The organism is Bacillus cereus (assembly GCF_002567495.1).
In the GTDB taxonomy this organism is placed as follows: Bacteria; Bacillota; Bacilli; order Bacillales; family Bacillaceae_G; genus Bacillus_A; species Bacillus_A cereus_AQ.
The window spans coordinates 19,933-40,952 of the sequence record NZ_NVAP01000010.1; the positions used below are offsets into that span (position 1 = coordinate 19,933).

The window sequence follows — 21,020 nt, forward strand, 5'->3', positions numbered from 1 at the left end:
TATGAGGTTATAGAGACAATATTGTGCTAAGTAGCGAATGAGCTTATATATTCTATTCTAGCAATTGTTTTAAAAGGGAGAGAACAAATGGATTCAATGACATTTCTTTTATTTGGAGCGACAGGGGATTTAGCGAAACGCAAAATTTACCCTGCTTTATACAATCTATTTAGTAATCAAAATATACCGCAATCTATTTCAATTATCGGTATTGGCAGAAGGGTAATGTCAGATGTGGAATTTCAAACAAAGGTAGAACAATCCCTTGCTACATTTGCTAGAAGATCTACTAATGATGAATCAGGAGTAGAAGAATTTATTAGCACATTTCGTTATTGTCAATTAAATACAGCGAATATAGAGGACTATCAAGATTTGTTGAGTCTTGTAAAGAGGCGTGAAACAGAATTAAACATTCCTGAACACCGCATGTTTTACCTATCTGTAATACCAGAAGTATTTGATGTCATTGCGTTGAATATTAAGGAAAGTGGATTGTGGGCTACAAGAGGATTGAACCGTCTTATTATAGAGAAGCCGTTTGGTCATAAGCTAAAATCCACTCGCGAATTAAACGCGCAGTTAAATAAAGGTTTTGATGAAGCTGATATTTATTGTATTGATCATTATCTTTGAAAATGAATGGATATAGTATGAACTAGGAATAAACAAAAACTAAAAAGTATTATGAAATAAAAATTCTTTAATTCAAGACATATTTGTTGACGGTAATAACTTATGTAGTTAATATACTAGACATAAGGTTATTTGATTACTAAAAGTAATTAGATAAATATTTTTTTGTTAAATCTAATAAATAAGTAAAATACAGTAGAAATGCTTTGAATTGCCACTATTAATATTGGGGACAATGAGAGAGCGAAAGGTATAAAAAGAATTGGAATTAGATAACTCTTTGTTTTTTATAAAAACATGAGCTTTTGTACAATTCATTTTTAATATATTGACTAATGTTATACACCATGAGGGGGACTGAAATTGGAATCAATGACCTTTGTTTTATTTGGAGCGACAGGGGACTTAGCGAAACGCAAAATTTACCCCGCACTATATAACTTATATAGAGATCAAAAGCTTCCAAAGCAAATATCCGTTATCGGGCTTGGAAGACGTCAAGTATCTCATGAAGATTTTCAAGAAAGAATAAAAGAATCAATAGAGACGTTTTCTCGTCATAGGGAAGAGGGTACTCCAGAACTAGAAGGTTTTTTAGATAATTTTCGCTATTGTCCGTTAGATGTAAGTAAGCCGGAAGACTATGAGAGGTTATTACAAGTCGTTCGTGAAAGGGAAGAAGAACTAAATATAAAAGGTAATAGAATGTTCTACCTTTCAGTTGCACCTGAATTTTTCGAGACAATTGCTTTAAATATTAAGGAAAGTGGACTTGATAAAACGGATGGATGGAAACGCCTAATGATTGAAAAACCATTTGGACACGACCTTACATCTGCTCGTGAGCTTAATGATAAGCTTAGTCGAACGTTTGCAGAAGACGAGATATACCGTATTGATCATTATTTAGGTAAACCGATGATTCAAAACCTTGAAGCACTAGAATTTGCAAATCCTGTTCTCCAATCGATTTGGAACAAAGAACATATAGCAAATGTACAAATCACAGCTAGTGAAACAGTTGGGGTTGAAGAACGGGCAGGATATTATGATCATGCAGGAGCCATTCGTGATATGGTTCAAAATCATATGTTACAAATATTAATGATGACTGCTATGAATCTGCCGGAAAAAATTAACGCATGTGAAATTCGAGAGGAAAAACGAAAGGTAATGGAGACGCTTCGTAAAGTGAAAAAAGAAGACGTTCAAAACCATATCGTTCGCGGTCAATACTCTTCAGGCGAGATAAAAGGCGGGCAAGTTGTGGCGTATAAAGAGGAGCCAGGAGTAAATCCTTCTTCTAACATAGACACATTTGTTGCTGCACGCTTATGGATCGATAATCCGTTTTGGACTGGCGTTCCCTTCTATATACGAACAGGCAAAAGAATGAAAGAAAAGTCTACTCGTATTGTAATCGAATTTAAAAATACGTTAAAACAGCAGTATCAAGATAATAATCCAAATGCAGAACCTAACTTATTAATAATTGAAATTAGCCCAGGTGAGAACGTTTCATTACAGTTAAATAGTAAAAATCCATTGAAAAATGGAGAGATTGAACCAATCCGTATTAACTTTACTTGCGAGCAGGCGGATGTGGGAGTACCTGAAGCATACGAAAGACTTATCCATGATGCTGTGAGTGGAGACGCTACATTCTTTGCACATTGGAGAGAAGTTGAATTGTCATGGGAATGGGTACAACCAATTCTTGAAGCATTCGAGGAAAACTTATTGCCACTTCATGAATATGAGTCTGGTTCATATGGTCCAGATGCGGCTAATGAACTGTTACAAGAAAGTGAATTTAAATGGTGGTTAGATCAAAAAACGGAAAAATAAGTACATTCTTTAATGAAGGTATTTAGGGGGACAATTACTATGGCACAAAACATAAATCAATTAGCAGTGAATACACTTCGTACGTTATCGATTGATGCTATTAATGAGGCAAATTCAGGTCATCCAGGTCTTCCGATGGGAGCAGCACCAATGGCTTATGCATTATGGGCGAATCATTTAAATTACAATCCCAATCATCCAGAATGGTTTAACCGTGATCGCTTTGTTTTATCGGCGGGACATGGATCTAGTTTATTATATAGCCTCCTTCATTTAGCTGGATATGACGTTTCGATTGATGACCTGAAAAGTTTCAGAAAGTTAAATAGTAAAACACCAGGACATCCTGAGTTTGGTCATACTCCTGGAGTTGAAGCGACTACAGGACCATTAGGACAAGGGATTGCCAATGCTGTCGGAATGGCAATGGCAGAAGCTCATTTAGCAGCGAAGTTTAATAAGAATGGTCATTCTATTATAGATCACAATACGTACGCTTTAGTTGGAGACGGTGACTTAATGGAGGGCGTCTCTTATGAAGCGATGTCAATGGCTGGACATATGAAACTTGGTAAGTTAATTGTACTGTATGATTCAAATGAAATTTCACTTGATGGTGAATTAAGCATTGCTTTCTCTGAAGATATTCAGAAAAGGGCAGAATCTGTACATTGGCAATATGTAAGAGTTGAAGATGGAAACGATGTCGATGCTATTACAAAAGCCATTCAATTAGCGAAAGAAAATACGGACCAACCTACTCTTATAGAAATTAGAACAATTATAGGTTATGGAAGTCCAAAAGTTGCTGGAACGAACAAAGCACACGGTAATCCACTTGGAGTAGAAGAGGCAACAGCGACAAAACAAGTGTATGATTGGCATTATGAGGAAGATTTCTTTGTACCTGAAGAAGTGAAAGCTCATTTTAATGAATTAAAACAAAAAGGTATTGAAAAAGACAATGACTGGAATGAGCAGTTCAACTTATACAAAGAAGTGAATCCTGCACTAGCAGATGAATTAGAAAAAGCGATTACAGGTGAGGTTTTAATCGAAGCGAATGATATTCTATCATTTGATACTGAAAAAATAATTTCAACTCGTGTTGCAAGTGGGGAAGCTATTAATCATTATGTGAAATCGATTCCTTCTATTTTCGGTGGAAGTGCAGATCTTTCGCATTCTACTATGACAGATATGAAAGGTGAAGCAGTGTATGCAGTAGAATCGTTTGCTGGCCGTAATATATACTTCGGTGTACGTGAACATGCAATGGGCGCGGCAGCGAATGGGTTGGCACTTCATGGAGGAGTAAAACCTTTCGTAAGTACATTCTTTGTATTTAATGATTATCTTCGTCCATCAATCCGACTTGCTGCATTGCAAAAGTTACCGGTTACTTATGTATTTACACATGATTCGATTGCTGTAGGAGAAGATGGTCCAACGCATGAACCAATTGAACAATTGGCAGCTCTTCGGGCAATCCCTGGTCTAACAGTTATCCGCCCGTCAGATGCGAATGAAACAGCGAGTGCTTGGGCGTATGCTTTACAGCAAACAGATGGTCCAGTTGTTTTAGTACTTAGTCGTCAAAATTTACCGGTGTTTGATGAAACGAAAGCGAACATAGAGAATCTTTCTAAAGGAGCTTATGTATTAACGCAAACAAGTGAAAATCCGGATGTGATTTTAATTGCGACAGGTTCTGAAGTATCCTTAGCTGCTAGTGCAAAAGCAAAATTAGAAGAAAATGTTTCTGTTCGTATCGTTGCAATGCCGAGCTGGGAGTTATTCGATCGCCAATCGAAAGAATATAAAGAATCGGTTCTTCCGTCTTCTGTAACAAAACGAGTATCTCTTGAGATGGGTGTCTCTCTCGGCTGGGAGCGTTATGTAGGACAAGAAGGAAAAGTACTATCAATTGAAACATTTGGCGCTTCAGGAACTGGAGCTGAGGTCATGAATCTATTTGGATTTACGACAGAAAATGTTGTTCAAATTACAAAAAATGTATTGAATTCTTAAACTATGACTGTGAATACCTTTCGGGACATATGGATTTATCAATACTGAAAGGTATTCAAAATCGTAGTGATATGGATTTTTAATAAAAGATAATCTGAGGAGGAATTATATTATGCAAGTAGGATTAATTGGTTTAGGTAAAATGGGATTAAACTTAGGGAAAAATTTAATTGATCATAAACATGAAGTAGCAGCATTTGATTTAAATACGAGCGCAGTAGAAGAAATGAAAGAGTATGGGGCTACAGGTACATCTAATTTAAGTGAACTTGTGCAGTCATTAGAAACACCAAGAATTCTTTGGGTTATGGTACCACACGCTGTTGTTGATTCTGTTATTGATGAGGTTACACCATTGCTTTCAAAAGGAGATATTTTAATTGAAGCTGGTAATTCACATTATAAAGAGTCTATTCGCCGATATGAGCAATTAAAGAAAGATGGCATTCACTTTATGGATGCAGGAACTTCTGGTGGAATGGAAGGCGCTCGTAATGGTGCTTGTTACATGATCGGAGGAGATCAAGAAGCTTGGGAAATCGTTGAACCTATCTTCCGTGATACAGCTGTAGAAAATGGATTCTTATATGCTGGAAAAGCTGGTAGTGGTCACTTCTTAAAAATGGTTCACAACGGAATTGAATACGGTATGATGGCTGCTATTGGTGAAGGATTTGAGATTCTAGAGAAAAGTGAATTTGATTACGATTATGAAAAAGTATCAAGAGTATGGAACAACGGTTCAGTAATTCGCTCTTGGTTAATGGAATTAACTGAAAACGCATTTTCTAAAGATGCAAAACTTGATGAAATTAAGGGTGTTATGCATTCTTCTGGTGAAGGGAAATGGACAGTAGAAACAGCATTAGACCTCCAAACAGCAACTCCTGTTATCGCAATGTCTCTATTAATGCGCTATCGCTCATTAGACAATGATACATTTACAGGGAAAGTTGTAGCAGCTCTGCGTAATGAATTTGGCGGACATGCAGTAGAAAAGAAATAAACATCTTAAAAATTTAACTCATTGACGTTTAAAAACTGGAGGGAATTAATCATGAAATTTTTTATTGATACTGCAAATCTTGAGGACATAAAAAAAGCATATAAACTTGGAGTTTTAGCTGGTGTTACAACGAATCCTTCTTTAGTAGCAAAAGAGGGCGTTAAGTTTGAAGACCGTATCGCAGAAATTTGTCAGGCAGTACCTAAAGTTGAATCTGTTTCGGCAGAGGTAACGCCAGATGCTGTTACAGCTGAAGAAATGATTGCTCAAGCAGAAGAGTTAATTAAAATTAACGGTGGCGATAAAAACGTTACGATAAAACTTCCGATGACGTTAGCAGGGTTAGAAGCTTGTCGCTATCTTACTGAAAAAGGTGTGAAAACGAACGTTACACTTATTTTCACTGTAAACCAAGCTCTTTTAGCAGCCCGAGCAGGTGCAACGTACGTTTCTCCATTTTTAGGACGTTTAGATGATATTTCTGAAGATGGTGTACTATTAGTTGCTAAAATTGCTGAATTATTCGAGATTCATCAATTAGATACACAAATTATTGCGGCTTCTGTCAGACACCCAGATCATGTAACTCGTGTAGCGATGGCAGGTGCTCACATTGCAACAATTCCTTATAAAGTAATTGAACAACTTGCTATGCACCCATTAACAGATCAAGGTATTGAAAAGTTTGCTGCGGATTGGGCGAAAGCGCCTAAGTTATAATGAAGTGAAGTTTCACCAATTGCTTTTTTCACGAGAGGACCAATCTCTATGTAACTTCATCCTATAAACTTAATCTCGAGTTTGGCATCTTATTACGTGAAAGCAGCAATATGAAAAGGAACACAAAATAGCACAATGGTTATGAAAAAGGACCCCCTTATGAGAGTATAGTTATTAAAACGTACCTCTCATAAGGGAGAGTCTTTTTTGTATAAATAAAAATCATAGTGCTCTTTTGTTATAGGAATAATTTGAAAGGGGTTACATGGTGAGCTCGAAATATATAATCGGTGTAGATATTGGGACAACTAGTACAAAATCAGTTCTGTTTTCGATTGATGGATCTGTTATTGCAAGTCATGGAATTGAATATCCTTTACATTCTCCCACGCCGGAAACAGCAGAACAAGACCCAGAAGAAATTTTTCATGCAGTAATAAATACGATTAAAGAAACTGTACAATCAAGTAGTGTACAGCCGAATGATATTCTTTGTGTCTCTTTTAGTTCGGCAATGCATAGTCTCATTGCTGTAGATGAAAAGGGGAATCCATTAACGAGATGTATTACTTGGGCAGATAATAGAAGTGCAGGCTGGGCGGAGAAAATAAAGAATGATATGAATGGTCATGAAATTTACCTTCGTACTGGCACACCAATTCATCCTATGTCACCACTTTCGAAATTAGTTTGGCTACAGAATGAGCAGGCAGAATTGTTTGCAAAAAGTTATAAATTCATTTCGATCAAAGAATATGTTTTTTATAGGTTATATAAGGAATATGTAATTGATTATTCCATAGCTTCAGCAACAGGAATGTTTAATTTGAAATCTTTAAAATGGGATGAAGAGGCTTTACATGTTGCAGGAATTACAGGTGAAAAGCTATCTAAACTTGTTCCAACGACGCACAGCTTAATAGGATTAGATGAAGAACTTGCAAAAGAGATGAATGTACTTGTTTCTACGCCTTTTGTAGTAGGAGCGAGTGATGGGGTACTCTCCAATTTAGGTGTAAATGCAATAGATCCTGGGGTTGTTGTGGTTACAATCGGTACAAGTGGTGCGATACGTGCTGTAACAAATCGTCCTGTAACAGATCCAAAAGGTAGAATTTTTTGTTATGCCCTAACTGAAGACCATTGGGTAATCGGTGGACCAGTTAATAATGGTGGTATGATTTTTAGGTGGGCTCGTGATCAATTAGGCACTTCAGAGATTGAACTTGCGAAGCGCTTAGGAAAAGATCCATATGAAGTGCTTACGGAAATAGCAGCAAAAGTGAATCCGGGATCTGATGGTTTATTATTTCATCCATATTTAGCAGGCGAAAGAGCACCTTTATGGAATGCCAATGCACGAGGGTCATTCTTTGGACTTGGATTGCATCATAAAAAAGAACATCTTATTCGTGCTGTTTTAGAAGGGATCATTTATAACTTGTATACAGTTTTACTTGCTTTAAAAGAACTCATTGGTGAACCGAAAAAAATTCAAGCGACAGGTGGTTTTGCTAGGTCTGAACTTTGGAGACAGATGATGGCGGATATTTTTCATCAAGACGTATATGTTCCGGAAAGTTTCGAAAGCTCTTGCCTAGGAGCGGCAATCCTCGGTTTATATAGCTTAGGCGAAGTAGATACATTACACGTAGTTTCTGGAATGGTAGGTGCCAACTTTTATCATGAGCCAAACATGGAAAGTGTGGAGAAATATAAAGAATTAACACCGATCTATATTCGTTTGGCCCGTCATCTGGAAGAAGAATATGAGAGTATAGCAGCGTATCAAAAAAAGTGGGTTTAAAAGCTATTTAGCCAGAAAATATGGTAACGTATAAAGAGGTACTCCAATTTTTTAGGATACTCTTTCAACATAAAATATTTTAAGAAGTATGATGAACGAAAAATATAGGGAGAGAGGGTTATGAAAATGAAGGATAACAAAGGGTTTATTGGATATGTTGGAACGTACACGAAAGAAAATAGTGAAGGAATATATAAGTTTACGTTAGACACGGAAGCGAAAAAAATTAGTAATGTAACACTTGCGGCCAAGCTGGATAACCCTACATATGTAACGATAAGCAAAAATAATGAATATCTCTATTCTGTTGTTAAGGAAGGCGAATCTGGTGGTGTAGCTGCTTATTCGATTGATAGTAAAACTGGAGAGCTAAAAGCAGAAAACAGACAAGTAGTAGAAGGTGCTTCTCCTTGTCATGTGAGTGTTGATAGTGGAAATCATACGGTAGTTACAGCGAATTATCATAAAGGAACGATTGAGTCTTTCGTAGTAAATGAAGAAAATGGAACTGTAAATCCTGCCGCATCTATTATGACGCATGAAGGTTCAGGTCCGAATAAGGAAAGGCAAGAAAAACCACATGCACATTACGCGGGATATACTCCTGATGAAAAATATGTGGTGGGTGTTGATTTAGGGATAGATAAAATAATCACGTATGAAATAAAAGATAGTGCATTACAAGAAGTGAATAGCTTGTCTGTAAAACCAGGAAGTGGTCCAAGACACATTACTTTTCATCCGAATGGAAAATACGCTTATGTGATGACTGAGCTAAGTTCAGAGGTTATTGTGTTAATATATAACTCGCAAGAAGGATCCTTTACAGAAGTACAGTATATTTCTACTCTTCCAGAACAATTTGATGAAAATAGTCAAGGAAGTGCGATTCATATTTCTTCTGACGGCCGTTTTGTATATGCAGGTAATCGTGGTCATAATAGTATCGCTGTTTATAGCGTAGATCAAAATTCAGGTCAGCTTACATTTGTGGAACATACATCTACAGAAGGAAATTGGCCGAGGGACTTTGTATTAGACCCTACTGAAAAGTTTCTTGTTGCTACAAATGAAAAGTCACATAATCTTGTGCTATTTTCAAGAAATGAATCTACAGGAAAGTTAACACTTTTACAATCTGATGTTGTTGTGCCGGAGCCTGTTTGTGTGAAGTTTTTAAATGTTTAAGTTGTGTTCGATATAATTTCATATACCCAGAAAACAATAAAAGCAAAGCGATATCGCTTTGCTTTTTACTGTTTCTTTTTCGGTCTACGTACTAACTCACCGCCGCAGTTTGGACAAACGTTTTGTCTTTCCTCTGTACATGGTGCGCAAAATGTACATTCGTATACGCAAATGTAAGCTTCAGAATTTTGCTCGAGCGATTGATCGCAAATTTGACAGTTTGTTTTCATTTCTAGTGCCATAATAAGTCTCCTTTTAGTTTGAAAATTTATAATTTAATTATAATTCGTTAAATAGAAATAGTCCTTTTCAATTGAAAGGAAATCGAATAATAAAGTTATGAATTGAAATGAAAGATGCTAGTTTATTTTAAAATTGATTATTTATTACAGTTGGAATATTATGAAATAGTCAAAGGACAACAGGGGGTATACATTTTGATTAATCATAATGATCATTTAAAAGCAAACTGCGAAACATGCTTCGGTCTATGTTGCGTGGCGTTACCGTTCGCAGCATCGGTAGATTTTGCAGTGAATAAAGATGGTGGTAAACCATGTTCCAACTTACAATCAGATTATAAATGTAGTATACATAAAAATCTTAGAGGAAATGGCTATAAAGGTTGTACAGTATTTGAATGTTTCGGTGCTGGGCAGAAAATCTCTCAAGTTACGTTTAAAGGAATTGATTGGCGGAAAGATGCTAAGCATGCGAGAAAAATGTATGATGCTTTTCCAGTTATGCATCAGCTTCATGAAATGCTTTGGTATTTGAATGAGGCGATTCTTTTAAAGGCAACACAGCCAATTCATAAAGAGCTGAAGACCGCAATTGAGGAGACAGAGCGACTTTCGAATTTAAATCCAGATGAGTTAATGAAAATAAATGTTCCAGTGCATAGGGCAGAGGTAAACATTCTTCTTTTAGAAACGAGCGAATTAGTATGGAAGGAAATGAATACTGCGCGTAAGAAACGAATTATACACCGCGGCGCAGACCTTATGGGAGCAAATCTGAAAAAGAAAGATTTACAAGGAGCAAATTTAAGAGGAGCATATTTAATTGCGGCAAACTTAAATGGTGCAGACTTACGAGGGGCAGATCTCATCGGAGCAGATTTGCGAGATGCAGATATTCGCGGGACTGATTTTACAAATAGTATTTTTCTGACGCAAGTTCAAGTAAATGCGGCGAGAGGGGACAAATATACGAAATTACCGAAATTATTGTCCCGTCCATCGCATTGGAGTGCGTAAAGAGTGAGGAGTATTTAGTGTGGATATATTTCAGTATTTAGAAGAGATGCAAGAGGATGTCTTTTCGTTAGCAGTAGAGCAAATAGAAGCGAAGTATTATGATATTTGTTGCATGTTGGCGTCTACAGAATATGCAGAACGAATTAAAGAAATTGATTTAGAGTCATATAAGGAAAGTATTCGAGTAGGTTTGGATGCAGCTGTAGAAATGGCTACTAATGAAGAAGCAAAAGCGATTTATTTTGAGTATGACCTTGATAATGAGTGGATTAGTCAGTTTTATATTTGTGAGGAGTATGCTCCACTTGAAGAAGGGGATGATGATTGGGCTTCTGAATGGACATATGATGTTGAGGGACCGGGGTCTGTAGAATTAGCGGATATGTATAATGAAAATGGCTTTGACACAAGTGAAAAAGCAATCGGTATCACTTTATATTTAATTGCTAAAACGCTGTGTAGTTTTATAAGTGTACGTAGTGAAGTGCAAAGTAATATACCGATTTGTATTGGTTTTCATGATCAAGACCCAATTATGCGAACAGGCAGAGATTAAGAATCTCTGCCTGTTTTGTTATTTCTTTTCAAAAGTAGTAATGAAAACACTACATATAATAAGAATACCACCAATAAAAAAGTTACTATTTAATGTTTCATTTAAGAGCAACCAACCAAGTAACGATCCAACGATAGGTTGGAAGAAGAAAAATAAGGAACCGATGCTTGCATCCAGTAATTCTAATCCTTTATTCCAAAGGAAAAAGGCACCTGCTGTTGAGACGATTCCTAAGTATAATACGCCTAATATTACGTACGTATTTACTGTTCCGATAGAGGCCGCTTGTAGCTCCCATATCATAAAAGGTGTAATAAAAAAGAGTGAAAAGAAAATTGCGTACGTTGTAATAACTAAGGGTGAAAATCGAACTGAAGCGATTTTCACATAAATAGATAGTAAAGCCCACGTAATAGCGGCTCCAACTAAAATGATTGTCCCAATAAAATAGGAGCCAATTTCGATATCCCACCCGATTACGATAATAACACCGATTGTCGCTATTATAGTAGATAAAAGTCTACGAGCAGTTAGTTTTTCTTTCAAAATGAGCGCTGCAAATATAACCATAAATGCAGGTGTAGCTGATGTAACTAACGAGCCTGTATGAGCGTCGGATAATTTTGTTCCGATAAATTGGCATGTAATCGAAATGAAATAGCCGATAAATCCAATCCAAGCGAATAGAATCCAATCCTTTTTGCGAATGACTACTTTTTTCTTTTGTTTTTTCGCTGCTATTTTCAAAATGCCATACAAAACAACAAAAGCGATAATAAAGCGTAACCAAACGAGTGTCAGTGGTGGGATAAAGTCGAGTACATATTTGCTAACAACGTACATACCGCCCCATATACTTGCTGCTAGTGATAAGCATATAGCTCCTAAAATTGTTTGTTTCATTTGAAGTACCTCCGTCTATTTTTAGGGTAATATGAGTTCCCTAAGACGAGGCAAAGTGTATTAGCTATATAAATGCCCGCCTTAGTTTATAGACGGTCTACAGGTTGATCGTTTTCGAATGAAGTGTTGTAGTACATGCGTGCATTCCTCCTTCATATTTTATAATGATATTATAACTTAATTTTCAGTTTATTGTAAGGTTTCTTGCGTGGCGTTGCTTTTTTAGAAAATGGAGAGATCAGCTTCCTAAGAAAGCATAGAATACGGTAGAAAAACATATTTTTAAAATAAAAGAAACCAATTATATAACCGGTAAGTATATTAAGAGTAGGATGAATAAGTAGATTCATAGAGAAAGAGGAGGAGATTATTATAACTACAACCGTTATTTCTCATTTTTATAATGAAGAGTATTTATTACCGTGGTGGCTTAAGCATCATACGAAACTGTTTGATCATGGTATTTTAATTAATAAAGGTTCAACCGATCGTTCAGTTGAAATTTGTAAAAAATATGCACCGCATTGGGAGGTACGAGATTCTGCACATCCGGAATTTGATGCATTAGCGACAGATCATGAAGTGATGATGATAGAGCAAGAGATAGAAGGTTGGAAAATGATTTTAAATACGACCGAGTTTCTATGTGTGCAAGATAAAAAACAGTTCTGGAAATCGCTTCATGAATTGGGAGGGAGGATGTATTGGCTAGAAGGGCTTATTATGGTCGATGATCCTAACTATAATTATCCAAAACTTAAGTATGGAACATCTCTAATGAAACAGCGATTTCATGGTTATTTACCAGAAGATTGGAGATTGTGGAGAAGAGGTAGATTTATTCATAATCATGCACACGGAAGTTATACGGTTGGAAGGCATTTGTCCGCACATGAATCTATGAGCTATCCACCTCTTGCTTGTATATTATGGTTTGGATTTAGTCCGTGGAACGATGCGATGAGAAAGAGAAAGTTACAAATTGGTCCGACTCTTTCTGAAGCTAGTAAGCATGCGGGGATGGGTACGCACCATATTGTTACGCCGGAAAGATTAGAAGAATGGTATAAGGAATTAGCGAGCGGAACGAAGGATTTACGACTTAGTGATGCGTATCGTTATGCTTTTTTATAAATGATTCCCACCACAAGATTGTATCTTCAATGCCAGTATTTAGATCGTATTTTGGTTTCCAGTTTACTTCAGTCTTTAAACGTTCTACACTAACGCCGACGAATAAAGGTTCGTCTTTCGGGAAAGGGATAGCACCTAGTTGAATTAAATTTTCTTTTCCTATCTTTTTAGCAATAATAGAAGCCAATTCTTTAATTTGTACAGATTGACCAGAAGCGATATTGATTGTGCCTGTAACGTTGCGGTTTAATAGTGTTACGAGAGCGTCAGCGACGTCACTCACATGGAGAAAATCTCTCGATTGTTTTCCATGTGTACATAGTGCATCCTCATTTTTTAATAAGGAAGTGATGATATTAGAAACGAGTCGATTACCTTGTTCGTAAGGTCCATACATATGAAAAATGCGGCCCCAACACATGCTGAGGCCCGTTTGTTGTGCATACGTTTCTAACCAGGAGTGCAGTGCATTTTTACATAGTGAATACGGGGTTTTATAGGAAAGGAGGGGGGAATCTTCAAATAATACACCGTTAAACCACTCGTACTCTGCGCCAGTACCGGCAACAACGACGCGCTTTCCGCCGCATATTGTGAAGTGTTGAATCAATGAAATACTAGACTTTAGCCAATAGTAATTATTAATTGATACGTAGCATGCTGGTGGTACTGCTTCCCAAGCGAGGTGAATGAGATGGCTAGGCTGAATGTCGGAAATGAATTTTTTTACTTCGTCATCGCGAAGCAAGTTTACTTTATGCCAATGGCAAGGAAGGTTAGAGGGTTTATTTTTATTATACGTGGCGTGCACTTCATACCCTTTCTGTATAAGTGAATGTATGACATATTTACCGATCCACCCACTACCACCTGTTACAACGACTTTCTTCATGGTTCGATCACCTCAACTTCTGGAACCGTCACTAAAAATTTACCGCCCCATTCACGAATGAAAGAGCATTCCTTCATAATCTCGTCTTTCAAATTCCAAGGAAGTATGAGAATGTAATCCGGTTTTGTATGTTTAATTTCTTCTGGAGATTTTATTGGAATACGAGTTCCTGGTAAAAGGAGATTTTGTTTGTGAGGGTTTTTATCTACTGTATAAGCTAGAAATTCTTTACCTATCCCGCAATAATTCAAAAGGGTGTTTCCTTTAGCGGGAGCGCCGTAACCGATAATTTGTTTGTTTAAAGCTTTCGCTTCGATAAAAAACTTTAAAATATTTATTTTCAATTGTTCCACTCGTTTAGAAAAAAGGAGATAGCAATCTAATGTATCGAGTCCGTGATGGACTTCTTTTTTGAGTAAGTTTGTAACGTTGGAATGGATAGTGGATTGGGAACTTAGATGGTTTATAAAAATACGCAATGAACCACCGTGTGTTGAAAGCTCTTCTACATCAACAATTTGTAAATGATGATGAGCTAAAATTTTTTGGAGACTTATAAGTGAGAAATAAGAGAAGTGCTCATGATAGATAGTATCGAACTGATTAGATGATATAAGGTTTAATAAGTGCGGGAATTCAATTGTTATCGTTCCATCACGTTTTAATAAGGTTTTTAAACCAGAGACAAAATCATGCAAGTTTGGAACGTGTGCTAATACGTTATTTGCGACGATTAAATCAGCTTGTGGTAATTTTTTTGCTAAGTCATTACTGAAAAAATTCACATGAGTAGGAATTCCTTGTTTGATAGCGATGTCTGCTACGTTTTTTGCTGGTTCAATTCCCAGCGTCTCGATATGTTCTTTTTGAAAGTATTGTAATAAGTACCCATCGTTACTTGCAATTTCAATCACTTTTGAATGTTTCGTTAAGTTGAAACGCTTAATCGCCATTTCTACATATTGTTTAGCGTGTAGTAGCCAACTTGAGGAGTAAGAGCTGAAATATAAATAGTCATGAAAAATATTTTGTGGAGATTCAAATTCATCTAGCTGTACGAGTAAACAAGAGTTACAAACAAATGTGTGCAGCGGATAAAAAGGTTCCATTTTATATGAGCTTTCAGGAGCTACAAATGAATTAGCGAGAGGGGAAACGCCTAAATCTAAAAAAGTATTAGTTAGTAATGAGTGGCAAAAACGGCATTTTTTCTGTTCCATTTTATAGCCCCCTTATAAATTTTTGAATGCATCGATTTGTTGTCGTGTGAAAGATTCTATATTTTCACCAGATGCATATTTTTTGTACCACTCAACAGTCCAAGCGATAGAATCATCTGTTGATAACTTAGGAGTCCAGCCGAGTTTGTTTACTGCTTTTGTACTATTGAGTGTTAGAATTGGTGATTCATAAGGAGTTTTTGTAGAGGGAGAATGGATTGTGAGTCGTTTATTCCATAATTTCATTACGGATTGAATGACATCATTTACGGTTCTGCTAGGTTCATTGATTGGACCAAAATTCCACGCTTCTGCATATTTAGCATCATTCCAAAGTGTCTCAGCTAAAAGGATGTAGCCGTGTAGAGGATCTAAAACATGTTGCCACGGACGGACGGCATATTTGTTTCGAATACACAAAGTATGATTGTGCAAATATGCCCGAATGATATCAGGGAATAATCGATCTTCTGCCCAATCACCACCACCAATAACGTTACCTGCTCTTACAGAAGCAAGCGAAGTAGTATTCGTGTGAAAAAAAGATTTGTGATAAGATGTTGCAACTAATTCAGCGCAAGCTTTACTAGCGCTATAAGGATCGAAACCTCCTAGTCGGTCATTTTCTACAAATGCTCGGTCGCCACTCCCATCATTCTCATAACATTTATCACTTGTCACATTAATAATGACACGTACGCTTCCGGCGGACTTTGCTGCCTCTAGTACGTGAACAGTACCTAAAACATTGGTTTTAAATGTATCGATAGGATTTTTATACGAAGTGGTTACAATTGGCTGGGCTGCTAAATGAAAAAGTATGTCGGGGTTATGCTGTTTTATGGCAAGGAATAAAGAATCGTAATCTGTAATATCGCCTTTCATTGTCGTGCATTCTGTTGCTACGTTACATTGTTCAAAAAGATTAGGGGTTGAGGGAGGATTAGAAGAGTATCCAACTACTTCTGCACCTAAAGAAGTTAAAAAAAGGGTGATCCATGAGCCTTTAAATCCAGTATGTCCCGTAATAAATACTTTCTTCTTATTCCAAAAAGACGATGAAGTCATATTACCAGACCTTCCACGGAGCATTATTATTTTCCCATAGCTCGACTAATTTATTTTTATCACGCAATGTATCCATCGGGTGCCAAAAACCAGTATGCTGAAAGGCTGCCAGTTCATTTTTATTTACTAACTGTACTAAAGTGTCTGTTTCAAAAACAGATTTATCACCGCTAATATAATTGAAAATACTAGGATTTAAAACAAAAAAACCACCATTCACCCATCCACCATCACCTAGTGGTTTCTCTTGAAAGGATGTGACAGATTGTTTATCTAAAACGAGAGAGCCAAACCTGCCAGGAGGTTGTACGGCAGTAACAGTAGCCATTTTTCCATGTTTTTTATGAAATGAAATCAGTTCTTTTATATTTACATTACTTAATCCATCGCCATAAGTGAGGCAGAAAGGTTCGTCTCCGACATAATTTTGAATCTTTTTCACTCGGCCACCGGTTTCGGTATTTAGACCAGTATCAATTAATGTAACTTTCCATGGTTCGATAGGGTGTGAATGGCTAATAATTGTATTATCGCTTAAATGTATTGTGAAATCAGACATGTGTAAGTTGTAATTCAGAAAGAACTCTTTAATTGCATATCCTTTATAGCCTAAGCAAATGATAAACTCAGTAATTCCGTAATGACTAAACAAATTCATAATGTGCCATAGAATAGGTTTTGTTCCAATTTCAATCATAGGTTTCGGTTTTAAATGTGTTTCTTCCCCAATTCTTGTACCGTACCCACCAGCAAGAATAACAGCTTTCATTTTTTCCTCCTATTTATAAAAAGAATTTGATATCGATGTTGTTATGATATGTTTTTAAATTCGAAAGGTTGAAAGGAACGGATTATTTAATATATTGCGGTATTGTTGGTGTTCTAAAATTGATAATCTTATTATGTAGTTAGATTAATAGAATAGATATTATAAGATGTGAAGATGAATTTTGTATAAATTGTGAATAATAAACCGTCACGTTTGACTGTACAGTTTATGTGTTGTATGATGTAAGTAATATAAACAAGGGGGGAAGATCGTTGGGAAGGTGTATCGAATCGGACAGTTGGCTCTCATGGCTCACGTGTCGAAACGAACGATTGATTATTATACGAATCTAGGTATCTTAAAAGCGGAGCGATCTCAATCTAATTATCGCTATTACGACGAAACAGCATTTGAGACATTACAATTTATTGAGAAGTGCAAAGAAATGCATATGCCGCTTTGTGAGATTAAAGAGAAAATCGAGGAGAAGAAGAAGCTGCTCGGTATCAATGAACACGTTTCGAAACAAGTGAATGAAGTGACAGACCATATTCATCGATTAGAAGCTGAGTTAACGGAGTTAAAGCCGCTTTTAGATGGATTGACTGATTCACAACGTGAAAAAATATCGAAATCTTTATCAGGTCAAACGACAGCTTTAATACAGACACTTGCTCTATTATTATAGAATAAGTGAAATCCGACCTCTTTAATTTTTGTATCGGGCTATGTTTTCTAACAAACAAATAAGAAAACATTATAGTATACAGGAGGTGGACACCTTAGTTTTTTAACTAAGGGGATTCATTGGAAATATTTAATTTAGTCATGGTTGCGATTTTAATCGCATTTACTGGATTTTTCGTAGCAGCAGAGTTTGCGATTGTAAAGATACGTTCAAGCCGTATCGATCAGCTTGTTGCGGAAGGAAAACGCGGTGCTTTAGCAGCGAAAAAGGTAACAACAAATTTAGATGAATATTTATCTGCTTGTCAATTAGGTATTACAGTTACAGCTATGGGATTAGGTTGGTTAGGTGAACCGACAATCGAAAAGTTATTACATCCGTTATTTGAGAAATGGAACTTAAATCCTTCTATTTCATCAGTATTAACATTTGGTCTTGCTTTTATGATTATGACGTATTTACACGTTGTAGTAGGGGAATTAGCTCCGAAAACGATGGCAATTCAAAAGGCTGAAAGAGTAACGTTATTATTGGCAGGTCCATTAATGATGTTCTATAAAGTAATGTATCCATTTATTTGGGTATTGAACGGTTCAGCTCGTGTGATAACTGGTTTATTCGGTTTAAAGCCAGCTTCAGAACATGAAGTAGCTCATACAGAAGAAGAATTACGCCTTATCCTTTCAGATAGCTATGAAAGTGGCGAAATTAATCAAGCTGAATACAAGTATGTAAATAACATTTTTGAATTTGATAATCGTATTGCAAAAGAGATTATGGTACCGCGAACAGAAATCGTCGGTTTCTACCTGGAAGATTCAGTAGAAGAACACATGAAAGTAATCCAAAATGAGCGATACACACGTTATCCGATTTTTGGAGAAGATAAAGATGATATTATCGGTATGGTCAACGTAAAAGATTTCTTTATTCGATATATGACCGAGGATCAAAAAGATTTGTCATCTATTCGTTCGTATATGCGTCCGATTATTGAAGTGATGGAAACGACTCCAATTCACGATTTATTACTTCAAATGCAGAAGAAGCGAATTCCGATGGCTGTTTTATATGATGAGTACGGAGGAACAGCCGGAATTGTAACGCTTGAAGATATCTTGGAGGAAATCGTCGGCGAAATTCGTGACGAATATGATGAAGATGAAGCACCACCAATTCAACATGTAAACGAGCAACATATCATTGTTGATGGAAAAGTGCTTATCTCAGAAGTGAAAGATTTATTTGGATTACACATTGAAGAAGATGATGTGGATACAATCGGTGGATGGATTATGATGCAAAATCATGAAATCGAAGAAGGACAACACGTTGAGGCAGAAGGTTATGAATTTAAAGTGTTAGAAAAAGACGCTTACCAAATTAAACGTGTTGAAATTCGTAAGATGGAACAAGAACAAGAAGAAGAGAAAGCAGCAACTGTGTAAGTTGCTGCTTTTCTTCTAAAGTACAAAAAATGAGAACTTAGGAGCGGATATTTTGATTCAAGAAGCCTTACGTGTATATCGATTACAATTGTATGTGATCTTTAGTGGTTTACTACTTATGTGGACGATTACTCCGTTTGGAAAACAAGTAACAGGGTTTGGGATCGGATTAGCTGTAAGTGCATATTGCCTTTGGCTATTAGCTCGCAGAGTGGAGAAACTTGGGAAAAGTATTGTAATGAAAGAAAAGGCTCCTGGATTAGGGGTTTTAAACCGATTTGCAGCTGCCATTTTAGGGGCTATTATCATGTATGAAATTGAACATGAAATGGAAATGTGGGCATTTGGTACAGGTATTTTAGGTGGTCACTTTTTAATGATTGCGAACTTAGCTTATGCAAATATGCAGTTAGTGAAAGAAGAAGAGAAGCAAAGGGAAAATGCTTCGAAAAAAATACAGCTATGATGAAAGGGACCTAATCGGGTTCCTTTTTTGATGTTGAAAAATAAGTACCGATAGTCGAATGAGCGACAAATATAATACGCTTCTTTTTTTCGTTTTTCAATAGTATGAAAAATAATTAAAAAAAATTTAAAAACCCATCGATTTCTAAAGGTTATGTATGTTATCATGACAAAAGACTTTTTGAAAGAGGTGGATACCAATGTTACAAGCGCTACTTATTTTTGTGCTTCAAATTATTTATGTTCCAATATTAACAATTCGTACGATTTTGCTTGTAAAGAATCAAACAAGATCCGCTGCAGGCGTAGGATTGTTAGAAGGGGCTATTTACATTGTTAGTTTAGGTATTGTGTTTCAAGATTTATCAAATTGGATGAACATTGTTGCCTATGTCATCGGTTTTAGTACGGGACTTTTATTAGGTGGTTATATAGAGAATAAATTAGCAATTGGTTATATTACGTATCAAGTTAGTTTACTAGACCGTTGTAATGAATTAGTAGATGAATTACGTCACTCTGGATTTGGCGTTACAGTATTTGAAGGTGAAGGAATTAATTCTATACGTTATCGCTTAGATATCGTTGCAAAGCGTTCGAGAGAAAAAGAGCTGTTAGAAATTATTAATGAAATCGCACCGAAAGCGTTTATGTCTTCGTATGAAATTCGTTCGTTTAAAGGTGGATATTTAACGAAAGCGATGAAGAAGAGAGCGTTAATGAAGAAGAAAGATCATCATGCATCGTAAAAAAGGGGAGTAGTACTGTTTTAAGAGCGTAGTATAAGCCCATATGGAAATGTAAAAGAGAGGAATCTATTTTGATGTAGATTCCTCTCTTTTTTTATGAAAAACATTTATCTGTTAATTTGAAAAACTAAATCGTATAATTATTTTTTCTACTTATCCTCAAATTAATGATTAGCCATACAACTTGAAAAAATATCGGTATGATAAACGCGATTAATAAAACGATAAGTGATATTGATTTAATTTCGGATGTTTGAGTAACACCAGCACCATCAACATCTCGTAGCCAAATAATAGCTGCCCATACCCCAAAAGCGATAATCCAAAATATGTTACCAATCCACCAAGAAATCCATCGTTTTTTCACAGTATCACCTCTGATTTCTAATATTTTTGATTCTTACGTTCCTAGACGATTAGTGTGGAACGTAGATGAATAGCTAGTAACCCTTTCAAATTATACCATAATATGTAAAAATGTTACGTTAAGATTTTCTGCTTTTACATCGTTAGGGGATAAGGAGTCTTGTATATAATTGATTCGCAGTTTTTCAATAGGATAAGTTTTATTAGAAGTTGCACGTATTACTGTAAATTCGTTTTTTTTGATGTTAACTTATGTTTGGTAAATAA

At 36.2% G+C, this 21,020-nt stretch carries 21 protein-coding genes; 14 read left to right on the forward strand and 7 right to left on the reverse strand.

Annotated features, from left to right (window positions below; genetic code table 11):
• Positions 1 to 87: 87 nt before the first annotated feature.
• From COK05_RS04960 to COK05_RS04990, 7 genes are all read left to right on the forward strand, one after another.
• Positions 88 to 636, forward strand: coding sequence for a glucose-6-phosphate dehydrogenase (locus COK05_RS04960; RefSeq protein WP_098611695.1), 549 nt, complete (start codon positions 88 to 90; stop codon positions 634 to 636).
• 363 nt (positions 637 to 999) lie between these two features.
• Positions 1,000 to 2,484 carry a glucose-6-phosphate dehydrogenase gene (gene zwf, locus COK05_RS04965; RefSeq protein WP_098611696.1) on the forward strand — a complete coding sequence of 495 codons (1,485 nt, stop codon included), beginning with the start codon at positions 1,000 to 1,002 and terminating at the stop codon, positions 2,482 to 2,484.
• Between the two features lie 39 nt (positions 2,485 to 2,523).
• Positions 2,524 to 4,515, forward strand: a complete 1,992-nt coding sequence (gene tkt / locus COK05_RS04970; protein WP_098611697.1) for a transketolase — start codon at positions 2,524 to 2,526, stop codon at positions 4,513 to 4,515.
• A gap of 112 nt (positions 4,516 to 4,627) precedes the next feature.
• Complete coding sequence (gnd, locus tag COK05_RS04975) at positions 4,628 to 5,521, forward strand: phosphogluconate dehydrogenase (NAD(+)-dependent, decarboxylating) (RefSeq protein ID WP_098611698.1); 894 nt, start codon at positions 4,628 to 4,630, stop codon at positions 5,519 to 5,521.
• Between the two features lie 51 nt (positions 5,522 to 5,572).
• Positions 5,573 to 6,241 carry a fructose-6-phosphate aldolase gene (fsa, locus tag COK05_RS04980; protein ID WP_098611699.1) on the forward strand — a complete coding sequence of 223 codons (669 nt, stop codon included), beginning with the start codon at positions 5,573 to 5,575 and terminating at the stop codon, positions 6,239 to 6,241.
• A gap of 265 nt (positions 6,242 to 6,506) precedes the next feature.
• On the forward strand, positions 6,507 to 8,048 hold the full coding sequence (gene gntK / locus COK05_RS04985) for a gluconokinase (RefSeq protein ID WP_098611700.1): 1,542 nt from the start codon (positions 6,507 to 6,509) through the stop codon (positions 8,046 to 8,048).
• A gap of 120 nt (positions 8,049 to 8,168) precedes the next feature.
• The gene (locus tag COK05_RS04990) at positions 8,169 to 9,236 is read left to right on the forward strand and encodes a lactonase family protein (protein ID WP_098611701.1); all 1,068 of its coding nucleotides are present in this window, start codon (positions 8,169 to 8,171) and stop codon (positions 9,234 to 9,236) included.
• Between the two features lie 65 nt (positions 9,237 to 9,301).
• On the opposite strand, the gene COK05_RS04995 is transcribed toward COK05_RS04990, so the two are convergent.
• Positions 9,302 to 9,478, reverse strand: a complete 177-nt coding sequence (locus COK05_RS04995; RefSeq protein WP_016080876.1) for a DUF1272 domain-containing protein — start codon at positions 9,476 to 9,478, stop codon at positions 9,302 to 9,304.
• A 195-nt stretch (positions 9,479 to 9,673) separates the two neighbouring features.
• On the opposite strand from COK05_RS04995, the gene COK05_RS05000 reads away from it, so the two are divergent.
• Together COK05_RS05000 and COK05_RS05005 are read left to right on the forward strand one after the other, a co-directional pair.
• Positions 9,674 to 10,495 carry a pentapeptide repeat-containing protein gene (locus COK05_RS05000; RefSeq protein ID WP_098611702.1) on the forward strand — a complete coding sequence of 274 codons (822 nt, stop codon included), beginning with the start codon at positions 9,674 to 9,676 and terminating at the stop codon, positions 10,493 to 10,495.
• Positions 10,496 to 10,514: 19 nt separating this feature from the next.
• Positions 10,515 to 11,051 carry a hypothetical protein gene (locus COK05_RS05005; RefSeq protein ID WP_098611703.1) on the forward strand — a complete coding sequence of 179 codons (537 nt, stop codon included), beginning with the start codon at positions 10,515 to 10,517 and terminating at the stop codon, positions 11,049 to 11,051.
• A gap of 18 nt (positions 11,052 to 11,069) precedes the next feature.
• Here COK05_RS05005 and COK05_RS05010 read toward each other — a convergent pair whose 3' ends face one another.
• Positions 11,070 to 11,954, reverse strand: coding sequence for a DMT family transporter (locus COK05_RS05010; RefSeq protein WP_098611704.1), 885 nt, complete (start codon positions 11,952 to 11,954; stop codon positions 11,070 to 11,072).
• 336 nt (positions 11,955 to 12,290) lie between these two features.
• Between COK05_RS05010 and COK05_RS05015 the strand changes: the two genes are divergently transcribed.
• Entirely contained in the window at positions 12,291 to 13,088 is a 798-nt protein-coding gene (locus COK05_RS05015) for a glycosyltransferase family 2 protein (protein ID WP_098611705.1), read from the forward strand.
• Here COK05_RS05015 and COK05_RS05020 read toward each other — a convergent pair.
• The 4 genes from COK05_RS05020 to rfbF are packed head-to-tail and all read right to left on the reverse strand — an operon-like array spanning position 13,057 to position 17,037.
• The gene (locus tag COK05_RS05020) at positions 13,057 to 13,980 is read right to left on the reverse strand and encodes an NAD-dependent epimerase/dehydratase family protein (RefSeq protein ID WP_141538899.1); all 924 of its coding nucleotides are present in this window, start codon (positions 13,978 to 13,980) and stop codon (positions 13,057 to 13,059) included. The two genes, COK05_RS05015 and COK05_RS05020, sit on opposite strands and share 32 nt — an antisense overlap.
• Positions 13,977 to 15,200: a class I SAM-dependent methyltransferase gene (locus COK05_RS05025; RefSeq protein ID WP_098611706.1), complete on the reverse strand. Its 1,224-nt coding sequence runs from the start codon at positions 15,198 to 15,200 to the stop codon at positions 13,977 to 13,979. The genes COK05_RS05020 and COK05_RS05025 overlap by 4 nt, the downstream gene beginning before the upstream one ends.
• A 12-nt stretch (positions 15,201 to 15,212) precedes the next feature.
• The gene (rfbG, locus tag COK05_RS05030) at positions 15,213 to 16,268 is read right to left on the reverse strand and encodes a CDP-glucose 4,6-dehydratase (RefSeq protein ID WP_098611707.1); all 1,056 of its coding nucleotides are present in this window, start codon (positions 16,266 to 16,268) and stop codon (positions 15,213 to 15,215) included.
• 1 nt (position 16,269) lies between these two features.
• A complete protein-coding gene (rfbF, locus tag COK05_RS05035) occupies positions 16,270 to 17,037 on the reverse strand; it encodes a glucose-1-phosphate cytidylyltransferase (protein WP_098611708.1) in 768 nt (255 codons plus the stop codon).
• Between the two features lie 280 nt (positions 17,038 to 17,317).
• Between rfbF and COK05_RS05040 the strand changes: the two genes are divergently transcribed.
• From COK05_RS05040 to COK05_RS05055, 4 genes are all read left to right on the forward strand, one after another.
• Entirely contained in the window at positions 17,318 to 17,725 is a 408-nt protein-coding gene (locus COK05_RS05040) for a MerR family transcriptional regulator (protein WP_000285637.1), read from the forward strand.
• A gap of 119 nt (positions 17,726 to 17,844) precedes the next feature.
• Positions 17,845 to 19,173 (forward strand): hemolysin family protein, encoded by a 1,329-nt coding sequence (locus COK05_RS05045; protein WP_000402258.1) that lies wholly within the window; start codon positions 17,845 to 17,847, stop codon positions 19,171 to 19,173.
• 52 nt (positions 19,174 to 19,225) lie between these two features.
• Complete coding sequence (locus COK05_RS05050) at positions 19,226 to 19,639, forward strand: ATP synthase subunit I (protein ID WP_098611709.1); 414 nt, start codon at positions 19,226 to 19,228, stop codon at positions 19,637 to 19,639.
• Positions 19,640 to 19,838: 199 nt separating this feature from the next.
• Positions 19,839 to 20,387, forward strand: coding sequence for a DUF2179 domain-containing protein (locus COK05_RS05055; RefSeq protein WP_002172712.1), 549 nt, complete (start codon positions 19,839 to 19,841; stop codon positions 20,385 to 20,387).
• A gap of 127 nt (positions 20,388 to 20,514) precedes the next feature.
• Here the strand turns inward: COK05_RS05055 and COK05_RS05060 are convergent, their stop codons facing one another.
• Complete coding sequence (locus COK05_RS05060; RefSeq protein ID WP_098611710.1) at positions 20,515 to 20,754, reverse strand: DUF3923 family protein; 240 nt, start codon at positions 20,752 to 20,754, stop codon at positions 20,515 to 20,517.
• Positions 20,755 to 21,020 lie beyond the last annotated feature (266 nt).